Source organism: Sporosarcina sp., assembly GCF_029257255.1.
Lineage (GTDB): Bacteria > Bacillota > Bacilli > Bacillales_A > Planococcaceae > Sporosarcina.
Genome location: NZ_JARICI010000025.1, coordinates 1 through 13,036, shown reverse-complemented (window position 1 = coordinate 13,036; position 13,036 = coordinate 1). Strand labels below are relative to the sequence as shown.

The 13,036-nt window shown below is 43.1% G+C and carries 14 protein-coding genes; all 14 read left to right on the top strand.

The genetic code is table 11. The annotated features are described in order from the left end of the window. Nucleotides 1-38 precede the first annotated feature (38 nt). The 14 genes from mtaB to era all read left to right on the top strand — a co-directional run bounded on the left by mtaB (nt 39) and on the right by era (nt 12,934). Nucleotides 39-1,379 (top strand): tRNA (N(6)-L-threonylcarbamoyladenosine(37)-C(2))-methylthiotransferase MtaB, encoded by a 1,341-nt coding sequence (mtaB, locus tag Q1J64_RS05845; RefSeq protein WP_301108146.1) that lies wholly within the window; start codon nt 39-41, stop codon nt 1,377-1,379. A 93-nt stretch (nt 1,380-1,472) separates the two neighbouring features. After that, nucleotides 1,473-2,144 carry a deoxyribose-phosphate aldolase gene (deoC, locus tag Q1J64_RS05840; protein WP_301108143.1) on the top strand — a complete coding sequence of 224 codons (672 nt, stop codon included), beginning with the start codon at nt 1,473-1,475 and terminating at the stop codon, nt 2,142-2,144. A gap of 337 nt (nt 2,145-2,481) precedes the next feature. Further along, the gene (gene rpsU / locus Q1J64_RS05835; RefSeq protein WP_009496905.1) at nt 2,482-2,655 is read left to right on the top strand and encodes a 30S ribosomal protein S21; all 174 of its coding nucleotides are present in this window, start codon (nt 2,482-2,484) and stop codon (nt 2,653-2,655) included. A 267-nt stretch (nt 2,656-2,922) separates the two neighbouring features. After that, nucleotides 2,923-4,269, top strand: a complete 1,347-nt coding sequence (locus tag Q1J64_RS05830; protein ID WP_301108142.1) for an NfeD family protein — start codon at nt 2,923-2,925, stop codon at nt 4,267-4,269. Then, complete coding sequence (gene floA / locus Q1J64_RS05825; RefSeq protein WP_301108145.1) at nt 4,269-5,270, top strand: flotillin-like protein FloA; 1,002 nt, start codon at nt 4,269-4,271, stop codon at nt 5,268-5,270. The genes Q1J64_RS05830 and floA overlap by 1 nt, the downstream gene beginning before the upstream one ends. Nucleotides 5,271-5,310: 40 nt before the next feature. Then, on the top strand, nt 5,311-5,847 hold the full coding sequence (locus Q1J64_RS05820) for a hypothetical protein (RefSeq protein ID WP_301108141.1): 537 nt from the start codon (nt 5,311-5,313) through the stop codon (nt 5,845-5,847). A gap of 47 nt (nt 5,848-5,894) precedes the next feature. Continuing rightward, on the top strand, nt 5,895-6,152 hold the full coding sequence (locus Q1J64_RS05815) for a hypothetical protein (protein ID WP_301108140.1): 258 nt from the start codon (nt 5,895-5,897) through the stop codon (nt 6,150-6,152). Next, a complete protein-coding gene (locus tag Q1J64_RS05810) occupies nt 6,142-7,233 on the top strand; it encodes a sporulation protein YqfD (RefSeq protein WP_301108139.1) in 1,092 nt (363 codons plus the stop codon). The genes Q1J64_RS05815 and Q1J64_RS05810 overlap by 11 nt, the downstream gene beginning before the upstream one ends. A gap of 5 nt (nt 7,234-7,238) precedes the next feature. Further along, nucleotides 7,239-8,204 carry a PhoH family protein gene (locus Q1J64_RS05805; protein ID WP_301108138.1) on the top strand — a complete coding sequence of 322 codons (966 nt, stop codon included), beginning with the start codon at nt 7,239-7,241 and terminating at the stop codon, nt 8,202-8,204. A 430-nt stretch (nt 8,205-8,634) separates the two neighbouring features. Then, on the top strand, nt 8,635-10,749 hold the full coding sequence (locus Q1J64_RS05800) for an HD family phosphohydrolase (RefSeq protein ID WP_301108137.1): 2,115 nt from the start codon (nt 8,635-8,637) through the stop codon (nt 10,747-10,749). Nucleotides 10,750-10,766: 17 nt separating this feature from the next. After that, nucleotides 10,767-11,240 carry an rRNA maturation RNase YbeY gene (gene ybeY, locus Q1J64_RS05795; RefSeq protein WP_301108136.1) on the top strand — a complete coding sequence of 158 codons (474 nt, stop codon included), beginning with the start codon at nt 10,767-10,769 and terminating at the stop codon, nt 11,238-11,240. Between the two features lie 19 nt (nt 11,241-11,259). Beyond that, nucleotides 11,260-11,595 (top strand): diacylglycerol kinase family protein, encoded by a 336-nt coding sequence (locus Q1J64_RS05790; protein WP_301108144.1) that lies wholly within the window; start codon nt 11,260-11,262, stop codon nt 11,593-11,595. Nucleotides 11,596-11,625: 30 nt separating this feature from the next. Beyond that, nucleotides 11,626-12,036, top strand: coding sequence for a cytidine deaminase (locus tag Q1J64_RS05785; RefSeq protein WP_301108135.1), 411 nt, complete (start codon nt 11,626-11,628; stop codon nt 12,034-12,036). Next, complete coding sequence (gene era / locus Q1J64_RS05780) at nt 12,020-12,934, top strand: GTPase Era (protein ID WP_301108134.1); 915 nt, start codon at nt 12,020-12,022, stop codon at nt 12,932-12,934. Before Q1J64_RS05785 ends, era begins: the two co-directional genes overlap by 17 nt. Nucleotides 12,935-13,036 lie beyond the last annotated feature (102 nt).

Genomic DNA, 13,036 nt, shown 5'->3' with positions numbered 1-13,036 from the left:
TATGTCTTATGAATTTGAATGAAAGAGGTGAGCAGCTTATGTCATCGGTTGCTTTTCATACATTAGGTTGCAAAGTAAATCATTACGAAACAGAAGCAATCTGGCAGCTTTTTCAGGAAGCTGGTTATGAACGCGTGAATTTTGAAAAGAGTTCAGACGTTTACGTAATTAACACATGCACCGTAACCAATACAGGTGATAAAAAGAGTCGTCAGGTGATCCGCCGTGCAATCCGTAAGAATCCGGATGCGGTCATCTGCGTAACAGGGTGCTATGCACAGACATCACCTGCAGAAATTATGGCGATTCCTGGAGTGGATATCGTTGTCGGTACACAAGACCGTACAAAATTATTAGGATTAATTGAGCAGTACCGTGAAGAGCGTCAGCCGATCAATGCGGTGCGCAACATCATGAAGAACCGAGTTTATGAAGAGCTTGATGTGCCTTCATTCACCGATCGTACACGTGCTTCATTGAAGATTCAGGAAGGCTGTAATAACTTCTGTACGTTCTGTATCATTCCATGGGCACGTGGTTTAATGCGTTCCCGTGATCCAGAAGAAGTTATCCATCAGGCGCAGCAGCTTGTAGATGCAGGTTATTTGGAAATCGTTCTGACAGGTATTCATACAGGCGGTTACGGCGAGGATTTGAAAGATTATAATTTAGCACGTCTGCTGCGAGACCTTGAAGAAAAAGTGACAGGTCTAAAGCGTCTGCGGATCAGTTCGATAGAAGCCAGCCAATTAACTGATGAAGTCATCGATGTTTTGCGTGACTCAAAGATTGTCGTCCGTCATTTGCATATTCCAATCCAGTCAGGTTCAAACACTGTACTGAAGCGGATGCGCCGGAAATATACGATGGAATTCTTCTCTGAGCGTCTGACACGTCTGAATGAAGCGCTGCCTCAATTGGCGATCACTTCTGACGTCATCGTCGGGTTCCCTGGTGAGACGGAAGAAGAATTTATGGAAACATATAATTTCATTCGTGACCATAAATTTTCTGAACTGCACGTTTTCCCGTATTCCATGAGAACGGGCACACCTGCTGCGCGCATGGAAGATCAAATCGATGAAAGCATAAAAAATGAACGTGTACACCGTCTGATCTCATTAAATGATCAGCTAGCTAAGGATTATGCTGCAAAGTTTGAAGGCGAAGTGTTGGAAGTCATTCCGGAAGAACGCTACAAGCTTGATCAAGATTCAGGTTTATATGAAGGCTATACAGACAACTATTTGAAAATTGTACTGCCTGCTGATGAAACGATGGTCGGACAGATTGTACGTGTGAAAATTACGAAAGCCGGATATCCTTACAATGAAGGACAGGCAGTACGAATTATTGAAGATCAAAAAATTGTGATTTAAGAGAAGGCCGCCTGTTTTGGCGGTCTTTTTCGTGCAAGCAAATTCAAGCTTTGCTATACTGAAAGAAATGATGTAGAAAAAGGAGCGCTTCCATTGACGAATAACTATGCCGCTTATATTGATCACACATTGCTGAAAGCAGATGCGACTAAACAGCAAGTACTGGAACTATGTGAAGAAGCAAAGAAATATTCATTTGCATCTGTTTGTATTAATCCATATTGGGTTCATACGGCAGCTGAGGCGCTGAAGGGTACGGACGTTAAAGTCTGCACAGTCATCGGTTTCCCGTTAGGTGCCAGCACGACAGAGACAAAAGTTTTTGAAACAAAAGATGCGATTGCCAACGGTGCGCATGAAGTGGACATGGTCTTGAATATCGGCGCACTTCACAGCGGATTACTTGAGCATGTGCAGCAGGATATTGAAGGAGTCGTTCAGGCAGCTAAAGATAAAGCGCTTGTCAAAGTGATTCTGGAAACTTCATTGCTGGACGATGTGCAGAAGCGTACTGCAAGTGAACTGGCAGTACTGGCAGGTGCTGATTTCGTGAAGACATCGACTGGCTTCTCAACTGGCGGAGCAACCCCTGAAGACGTAAAGTTAATGCGTGCAGTTGTAGGCCCGGAGATTGGCGTCAAGGCGTCAGGCGGCGTCCGTAGCCTTGAAGATGTCAATAAGATGATCGAAGCAGGCGCAACACGTATCGGAGCTAGTTCAGGTGTAGCGATCATGGAGGGTCTGGAGTCCACGTCTGAGTATTAATCAAAAGTGAAAAGCGCCTATGACTTATGACCCAATCCTCTAGCCGTTGCAGCTGGATGCCACCAAAAGCAGAAGCGGCTGTCCAGAGGCGGCAGGCATAAGGCAGAGTTGCGAAGCGGCGTTGTTTGCCGCAAAGCGGCTTTGACTTATGACCCGAGCCTCTAGCCGTTGCAGCTGGATGAACCAAAAGCGAAAGAAGCTTTTTAGAGGTCAAATGAAAATTCTTATTCATATTCTAATAGTTTTTTATTGACCAGCACCGTTTTTTACGTTATAATTTGCTAGTACATGGCAAACAGCTATGTATGAAGTGTGCTCGGAGGGAGGGACAAGAGATATGACTAAGACAGTCGTTCGCAAAAATGAATCACTTGAAGACGCTCTTCGCCGCTTCAAACGTACTGTATCCAAAAGTGGTACAATACAAGAGGTAAGAAAGCGCGAGTTCTATGAAAAGCCAAGTGTAAAACGTAAAAAGAAATCAGAAGCGGCACGTAAGCGCAAATTCTAATTTCTGCCTACATTGAATTTTGAGACCAACAATTATTGCAATATCAGATAAACCGAAAATCCGTCAATGGATTTTCGGTTTATTTTATATTTCAGTGTTTATTTTCATTAATTCGTTTTAAGTGGATACACTATATCGGAAATCTATATTTTTGCAAATGAATTGCCTAAAAAAGAAAACCAAAATTCTTTTTAAAGAAATGAAACCAAAAGCTTTTTCAAACGTAAATAGTAAGTATAATAGGCAGTAGAGAGAGGTGAGAAATCAATGACTAAAATGATTAGGTCAGTTTTTCTGCTCATTTTATTCATCGGGACAATCGCGTTGCCTTTTATTCACTCAGATGCAGCTGAAAAGAAAGTGTACCAAGTGCCGCTTCATCAAGAAGTGGAAAAAGGTCTCCATGCGTTTCTTCAGCGTTCATTTAAAGAAGCGGCAGACGCTGGAGCAGATACGATTGTATTAGACATCGACACACCAGGTGGATTTGTAGATGCGGCTGATCAGATTGCCAAACTCATGAAATCTGTGGATGATGACACTGAAATTATTGCGTTTATCAACAACCGTGCATTATCGGCTGGCGCGTTCCTGGCGCTCTATGCAGATCAAATCTACATGACTCCAAACGGTTCAATCGGAGCAGCGCAAGTGATCGACGGTTCAGGAAACGCAGCAGAAACAAAAACAAACAGTTATTGGCTGGCAGAAATGAGAAATGCTGCTTTGCATTCTGGGCGTAATCCAAAATATGCTCTAGCAATGGCGGATCCGGATGTTGATCTGCCGAAATATCACGCTAAAAAAGGTGAACTTTTAACATTAACTGCTTCTGAAGCAGCGGAAAAAGAAGTAGGTTATAGTGAAGGTACGGTTGCAACATTTGATGAACTGCTCGCGAAACTGGGCTTTGAAGATGCAACAGTGATTTCTACAGCCGAAACGTTTTCAGAGAAAGCTGCCCGTTTCATTACCAATCCGGTAGTAGTTCCGATTTTGCTTTCGATTGCCAGTCTGGGATTGATTGTGGAGCTTTATTCTCCTGGGTTCGGTGTGCCGGGAAGTATGGGGCTGATTGCTCTGTTCTCATTTTTCTACGGACATACAGTAGCGGGGCTTGCGGGATATGAGACACTGATCTTATTCCTATTGGGCGTCGGGCTCATCATCGCCGAATTTTTCATTGCAGGAGGGATAGCGGGCGTCTTTGGGGTCCTAGCTATAATAGGAAGTATTTTGCTTGCGGGCACAAATTTGGCATTCATGGCAATCTCTGTACTGATTGCGATGGCCGTAGCAAGTATAGGAGCGGTGGTTATAATGAAATTCTTCGGAAAAAAACTTCATCTGTTGAATAAAATCATTTTAATGGATACGATGGATACGGAAAGCGGTTACGTATCCAATGAAAACCGTACGGATCTATTGAATAAAGTTGCGGTTACGCTTACTCCGCTTTATCCTTCTGGAGTCGCTGAATTAGACGGCGAACGGATTGATGTAGTATCAGAGGGGCGGTATATTGATCGCGATAAAGAAGTAGTGATCGTTGCGGTGGAAGGTTTCAGAATCGTAGTAAGAGAGAAGAAGAAAGAGGAGGAACAAGGCTTATGATGGGACTAGGAACAATCGGACTGGTAGCTGCAGTCTTCATTATCATCATCGTACTGGCAATATTCTTTACATTTGTACCTGTAACGCTATGGATTTCCGCCATTGCTGCAGGAGTAAGAGTAAGTATCTTCACACTGATCGGGATGCGTTTACGTCGAGTTATTCCGAGCAGAGTTGTTAATCCGCTGATTAAAGCACATAAAGCGGGTCTGACAGTATCAATCAACCAATTAGAAAGTCATTATTTGGCAGGCGGTAATGTGGACCGTGTTGTCAATGCTTTGATCGCTGCGCAGCGTGCGAACATTGCGTTAACTTTTGAAAGAGCACAGGCGATTGACTTGGCAGGACGTGACGTACTGGAAGCAGTACAAATGTCCGTTAACCCGAAAGTTATCGAAACTCCGTTTATTGCGGGTGTTGCGATGAACGGTATTGAAGTGAAAGCAAAAGCTCGTATTACAGTTCGTGCAAACATCGACCGTCTCGTCGGTGGTGCAGGTGAAGAAACAGTTGTTGCCCGTGTTGGTGAAGGTATCGTATCGACAATCGGTTCTTCTGTCAGCCACGCGAAAGTATTAGAGAATCCGGATATGATTTCCCAAACGGTTCTTAAAAAAGGACTAGATTCAGGTACAGCATTTGAAATCCTGTCAATTGATATTGCCGACGTTGACATCGGTAAAAACATTGGTGCGGAACTTCAAACTGAACAAGCGATGGCAGATAAGAATATTGCACAGGCAAAAGCGGAAGAACGCCGCGCAATGGCTGTTGCCAGCGAGCAAGAGATGAAGGCGAAAACTCAGGAGATGCGCGCGAAAGTTGTGGGTGCAGAATCCGAAGTTCCTTTAGCGATGGCAGAGGCATTGCGTTCAGGAAATATTGGTATCATGGATTATATGAACTACAAAAATATCCAGGCTGATACTGGCATGCGCGATTCAATCAGTAAAGTAGGCGGTGACCAGCAAGGTCCCGGGCAACAGAAAAAAGACTGATCAACAGTAAAACAATGAATTCCCGGGAAGGGGATGCATAATGGAACAACTCATTATTTTGGTTATCATGCTGGCGCTTGGCTCCCTGTTCGGTAAAAAGAAAGAAAAACCCGAACCGAAAAAACAGCCACCTGTACAGAGACCGACCTATACACAGACAGCGCAGCGTGATTCAAGAGAGTCGCAGCGCACAAATTCGGCACCAGCTAATACATCACGTTCGCTGAAAGATCTTTCAAAAGATCTGTTTGAAGATATTCAGAAGGAATTTAAAGAGCTTCAGCAAGAAATAAAGCCGGAGGAAGCTCCTGTGAAGCCACAGGCACCTCAAACGGAAATCTTTTACCCGGAATCTCCCGAGGAAAAGAAACGGAAAGAACGGCCTGTTAACGCAGTCTCTGCACCTCGAACAGAACGGCAGGTCAATACGAGAAGCAGACTTAATTCCGAAAGGCAGCCTGTGGTTCAGTCAACTGAACGTATTTTGCAGGAAGACTTGATCCCGACTACCCCTCAGCAAGTCCTACAGGGAATTGTCTATTCCGAAATTTTAGGCCCGCCAAAATCAAAACGGTAAGCATGTACTCCCTATCTCCTTCATAGAGTGAGATAGGGGGTTTTTTCGTGAAAAAATTATTCGCACTTCATCCATCTGTCATATTAGATGAATTCCATACGTTACGAATTACCGGTTTCTATCAATTGAAAGCATTGAGCGAACAAGCCGTATCCTTTCAAACTGATGATTTTTCTTTGATTGTCCAGGCAAAAGAGATAACAGTGCTTGCGTTGACTGAACAGCATGCCCATATCTCGATTTCAGAGTTGAAAGATTTATCGATCCGCTACCAGCCTCGAGAGGAATCGCCTTATGGCTACTAAAAGTTTTGAAGTCCAGTTGAGTGCTGCTGGCGGAACATCTTCATTTCTTGGAAAACTGCAAGTCGAGCACGTCAAAATAAAAAATTTATATGTAGCAGGAAAGTCTGTTTATTTTGAAACAGACAGTAAAGGCATTCAGACGATTCGGCGCTTCAGAAGAAAGTACAGAGTAAAAGTGAAAATTTCTCGCATTGGCAGTGATTCGATTCAATTCCGTCTGTTTGCTTCGTTTCTTTTTCTGATCGGCTGTCTGCTGCCGCTGCTAGCTTCCATGTTTCTATGGAATGTCCATGTAGATAGCGAAGTGCCGGAACTGGCTGAACGGCTCGAGAAGAAATTGACAAAAGCGCATATCGTGGTGCCTTCCTTACTGTCCAAACTGCCTGAAGAAGATGAAATGCGGCGAATGCTGATGCAGGATGAGCCCGCGCTGTCCTGGATTCGATTTAAACAGGCTGGAACTTCTTTACAGGTCACACCGATGCTGGCGCCGCTCTCGACCGATGTTAAAGAAGAAAGAAAAGAAAAACCGTCTCATTTAGTCGCTAAAACAGGAGGGGTCATCACCCATTTTGCTTTGACGCGTGGAGAACGCGCGAGCATCATACATCAGACTGTGAAAAAGGGCGATTTGCTAGCGACAGGTATTCTGGAACAAGGAGAGAAAACAACTGTAGTCGGTGCGGATGGCGAGGTGTTCGCGGATTATTGGCTGGAAGTTCATTTTGAGCTGCCGCGCACAGTCAGTTATTCCTCACTTGGTGAAGAACAGGTGAATGTAAAGTGGAGAGTTCCATGGTTTGAAAGTAAAAGCGGGACGTATACTGTTAGAAGCCCGATCAATGTAATCAAAACACGGAAAGACCCCGTTCATACTGTACGTCTGAAAAAGGGAATGGAAGAGTCAGTTATTCTTCCTCTGCTGAGATATGATCTGTTATCAAAGAAGCAAAACGAACTGCTGATTAAAGAGGAAAACATTTTACATGTATCCTTCACTAATGATAAAGTTAAGGGGACTCTATTGTTTTTAATTAATGAAAATATAGCTGAAAAACGACCGATAACTCAAGGGGACTGAATATATTGAGCGAACAAACCATTCAACTTCATATTGAAGAACCAAATGAAGCGATCATGCTTCTTGGCATTTCCGATCAAAACATGAATTTGATCGAAGAAGAATTAAATATCGCAATCCGCACAAGAGGTGAAACAATTACGATCAGCGGAGAAGAAGAACCAGGCCTAGCGGCTAAAGCGCTGCTCGAACAATTACTAAAGGTCATCCGAAAAGGAATTAATATTAATTTGCGGGATGTTGCAACAGCGATCGAAATGGCGAAAAACGGCACCATCGAATACTTTTCTACTCTTTACGATGAAGAAATCGCACGCAACACAAAAGGTAAAGTAATTCGTGCCAAAACGATTGGTCAGCGTGAGTATGTGTCGGCAATCCGTTCTAGAGATCTGGTATTCTGTATCGGGCCTGCAGGAACCGGAAAAACATATCTTGCAGTCGTTATGGCTGTTCAGGCAATGAAGTCAGGCTCAGTGAAGCGTATCATCCTGACTCGTCCGGCTGTCGAAGCAGGAGAAAGCCTTGGTTTCCTTCCAGGTGATCTGAAAGAAAAAGTCGATCCCTATTTGCGTCCGCTCTATGATGCACTTCATGATATACTGGGCGCAGAACATACAGAACGTCTGATCGAACGCGGTGTAATCGAGATCGCACCTTTAGCCTATATGAGAGGTAGAACTCTCGATGATGCATTCGTCATACTGGATGAAGCACAAAATACCACAAAAGCACAGATGAAAATGTTTTTAACACGTCTGGGCTTTGGATCTAAGATGGTGATCACGGGGGATAAAACACAGATCGATCTTCCGCGCGGAGCTGAGTCGGGCATAATTGTAGCCGAGCATATTCTTAAGAAAGTCCAAGATATTCAATTTATTTACTTGGAGCAAGGTGACGTTGTACGGCATCCGATTGTAGCTAAAATCATTGATGCATATGAGAAAGAACAGTCTTCCCAATCATAAATTATGAAGAGCCCGAAAACCTTTACTATAAAGTTTTCGGGCTTTTGAACGATGAACACACTTTCTCCAGCAATCTACAAATATTCTTGCTGTAAGAAAATCGTTGCAATAATCTTGAAAAGTTTTTTAACTATTTATCATTATGACAACTCTAAGAAGTTGTCTTTTTTATTGGTTAGGGATTTTACGTGCTTAATGCTCTACTGACTGTTTTTTATTTATGGTAAATTATAGTTTGAGTTTAGTTACTGTCTTTCTATCACTTACAGTCTTTTAGACTGAGAAAATAAATGCAGGATAACCCTTTAATGAGGTATAATGGCTAACATAGCTGTATAAGTTCCGGCATAATTAAAATATTTGAGATGAGTGAAGTAATTAAATCGATACATAAGCAAGCAGCAAAAGTTGTTGAAAGGAGGCGCTCTATTTGGAGTACGTTAAACAATTGCTTTTGCAGCTAAAAAAAGTGAAGTTTTCATTTCTGCTGCTTCTGGTAGTCTCGCTGTCCAGTTTTCTCTTGTTTTTCTTAATGTACGGGAACGGTCAGAACGAAACGTATGAAATTTCGGCTTATGAAATCTCTCCGAAAACAATACGCTCGCCTAAGACGATTGAAGATACAGAGAAGACTGAACTTGAACGGGTGAGAGCCGAGCAGGCTGTTTCTTCATCCTATCGTTTTTCAGAAGATATCATGAAAAATAGACAAGCTCTGGTCAGCTCTATTTTCACAGCGGTCAGTGATGTCAAAGTAGAAGTAAAAAAAGAACCGGCCATGACGTCCAGTATGAAATTGAAACAGCTGAGGGAAAAACTTGATGGCATGGAAAACGAAGAATCACTAATGCGTTTATCAGATGAGCAATTAGAACTGTTGGTGTCTTCAGAACAATCCGATCTCGATACATTGCATAAGCAATTACTGCAGATCATAGGTGAAGAACTATCCAAACCATATAAGCAGGAAGCAGTTCCAACGCATCGTTATGAAGTCGAACGTCAGCTGCGTCAGACAGCTACACTGTCATCAGAATTGCTGGACGTGGCCCTCGCTTTAGGAAGGGCGGCTATTGTCGAGACAGAGGTAATCGATGAAGAATTGACGGAGAAAAATAAAACAGATGCCCGTGAATCAGTTGAACCAATCCGCATTTTGCAAGGGCAAGTGATTGTACGTGAAGGCCAATTGATCGATCGTGATATCTATCAGCAACTGAAACTTTCGGGCGTACTGACGAATCAGTCTTCAATCAAACCTTCAATTGGCATCGGTTTATTCGTACTCTTCATCTCGGCTTTGATTGGAATACATTTTTCTAAAGCAAAAAATGAAGCACGGTTTAAAAAGAAAGCTTTGCTGATGTTTTATGTGGTCTTATTTGCTGTCATTCTCTTGATGAAAATGATCAGTTATATTGATCGTGAATTTGATGTGCAAATCGCTTTTTTATTTCCTACTGCACTGGCACCTATGCTCATTAAACTTCTGATTAATGAACGTACAGCGGTCTTATCGGCCATACCAACAGCAGCGACAGCAGGAATAATGCTGCAGGAAGGCCTCGCTGCTATTATGCAGATGGAAGTAGCTTTGTATATTTTATTCGGCGGAATTGTCAGTATTTATGTGATCAGCGAGACTGGCAGACGGTCAACGATCCTGCAGGCAAGTCTTGCGGTATCCGCGTCAAATCTATTGTTTATCGTTTTTTATCTGTTAATGACACAGACAAGCTATACGTTGCCTGAGCTGACTTTCTACGCAGTAGCGGCTGTCACCTCTGGGATCCTTTCGGGTGCATTGACAATTGGTTTGCTGCCGTTTTTTGAAATGGTCTTTCAATTGCTTTCGAATATGCGTTTGGTCGAGCTGTCGAATCCGAACCACCCGTTGCTAAAGAAGATCTTAGTAGAAACACCAGGAACGTATCATCACAGTATTATGGTGGCAAACTTAGCAGATGCAGCTTGTGAATCTATCGGGGCAAACGGGCTGCTTGCACGCGTCGGCAGCTATTACCATGATATCGGCAAGACCATTCATCCTGGATTTTTTATTGAGAACCAGCATGCCGGACAAAATCTGCATGATTCTCTGCCGCCTGAAAAAAGTCGTGATATGATAATAGCTCATGCAGAAGATGGTGCGAAAATCTTAGAAAAACACCATATGCCTGCCGAACTGGTTGCAATCGCAAGACAGCACCACGGCACCAGTTTACTGAAGTTTTTTTATGTGAAAGCCAAAGAAATGAATCCGGATGTCAAAGAAGAGGATTTTAGATATGACGGACCCAAACCGCAGACGAAGGAAATTGCGGTTATCATGATTGCGGACAGTGTGGAAGCGGCGGTACGTTCTATGAAAGACCCGACACCAGAAAAAATTGCTTCATTGGTCGAAGCAATTGTGCGTTCTAAAGTGGAGGACGACCAATTTGACGAATGTGATCTATCCATGCGAGAGATTAAACAAGTGAAACAAGTAATTTGTGAAACGATGAACGGTATTTTCCACAACCGGATCGAATATCCCGATTAATGAAGGAGTAAGTAAATATGATAGACTTTTATTTTCAAGATGATACCGAAACAGTCGGAAAACAGTCGGAAGAGTTAATTACTGAATTATTGAATCACGCGGCGAAAATGGAAAAACTGGATGGCCTCTATGAATTGTCTGTGACGTTTATGGACGATGATGCAATTCAGGCGGTCAATGCGGAATTTAGAGGGAAAGACAAACCGACGGATGTCATTTCATTTGCATTAGAAGAATTATCTGAGGGAGAAGTAGCAATCGTACACGAGCAAGATATGCCAGTTGTTCTAGGCGACATCATTATCTCGATCGAAACAGCTCAGCGCCAGGCGGAAGAGTATAACCATACATTTGAGCGGGAGCTTGGATTTTTGGCGCTGCACGGCTTCCTTCATGTACTTGGATACGACCATATGGATGAGGAAGAAGAACGTGAAATGTTCGGGAGGCAAAATGAAATCCTGACGTCGTTCGGCTTAGAACGGAAGTGAAAACTTGAAAAAGTTTTTGATGGCATTCGTTTATGCCTGGGACGGAATTCTCGACGGCTTTGCAAAAGGGCGCAATATGAAATCACATGGCTTATCCGCGGTGGTTGTAATAATCGCCGGATGGCTAACTGGTTTATCCCTGATTGAATGGCTCATTATCATCCTGTTGATCGGAGGGGTGATGGCGCTTGAATTAATGAATACGGCCGTTGAGTATGTCGTAGATCTTGTGACGTCTGAACACCATCCTTTAGCGAAGAAGGCGAAGGATATTGCAGCTGGTTCAGTACTGATCTTTGCCTTGGCAAGTGCGGTAATCGGCTGTCTGATCTTTTTCCCGAAATGGTTTGGTTGAGTGAATATGAAAAGTAATGGAGTGAAGAATATGAAGGTTGAACAGTTACGAAAAGAAGCGGAGCTTGGGATGAAAACAGCATATGTACCTTATTCAAAATTCCCGGTGGGCGCAGCGCTTGAAACAGCTAACGGCAAAATTTTCCGTGGTTGTAATATCGAAAATTCTGCGTACGGTCTGGCGAACTGTGCGGAGAGAACCGCTATTTTTAAAGCGGTGTCAGAAGGTGAAAAAACCTTCAAATCGCTGACCGTCATCGGAGATACAGCAGGCCCGATTTCTCCATGCGGCTCTTGCCGTCAGGTACTAGCAGAATTTTGCGCACCGGATATGCCCGTTTATTTGACCAATCTTAAAGGGGATGTGCAGGAGACGACTGTCGAACAGCTATTGCCAGGAGCTTTTTCCAAGGAGGATTTAGACTATGCCGAAGAACGATAATGCATTTAAATCAGGCTTTATTTCTATTATTGGCCGTCCAAACGTAGGGAAATCCACGTTTATCAATCGGATGGTCGGACAGAAAATCGCGATTATGAGCGATAAGCCACAGACAACGAGAAATAAGGTACAGGGAATTGTTACAAGTGAAACTTCCCAAATGATCTTCATCGATACGCCGGGTGTCCACAAACCGAAGCACCGCCTGGGTGACTTCATGCTGAAAGTAACACGAAGCACGCTGAGCGAAGTGGATGTCATCATGTTCATGGTAAATGCGGATGAAAAAATCGGCACCGGCGACCGCTTTATTATGGAATGGCTAGAAAAGTCTGAAACACCTGTGTTCCTTGTTATTAATAAAATTGATCTTGTACATCCGGATCAGCTTTTTGAGATCATTACTACGTATACGAATGAGATGAAATTTGCGGAAGTTGTTCCGATTTCAGCGCTAAATGGCAACAATATCGAGCGGTTAACAGAAACGCTGGAGAGCTATTTACCAGAAGGCCCTCAATTTTATGATAATGACCAAGTGACGGATCATCCGGAACGTTTTATTATTTCTGAAATGATCCGTGAGAAAGTCCTTCATACGACTCGCGAGGAAATTCCACATTCCATTGCTGTAGCAATCGAAAGTATCGAGCAGGATCCGAATACAGAAAAAATGCATATTCGTGCGACAATCATTGTGGAACGAGATTCGCAAAAAGGAATTGTGATTGGTAAAGGTGGAAAGCTTCTGAAAGAAGTTGGAACGAAATCCCGTAAAGATATTGAAATGCTTCTTGGTCAGAAAGTATTCCTGGAGTTATGGGTGAAAGTGCAAAAAGACTGGCGCAACCGTCCAAGTCGACTAAAAGAGTTTGGCTTCAATGAGGAAGATTATTGATTAATATATATGATGAGTTAAGTTTTTAGCATTGGCAGCAAAATAGCTTACGTCATATGTAGTTGATTGGAGTGTAAGGCGGCGACTCCTGCGGGAATAGCA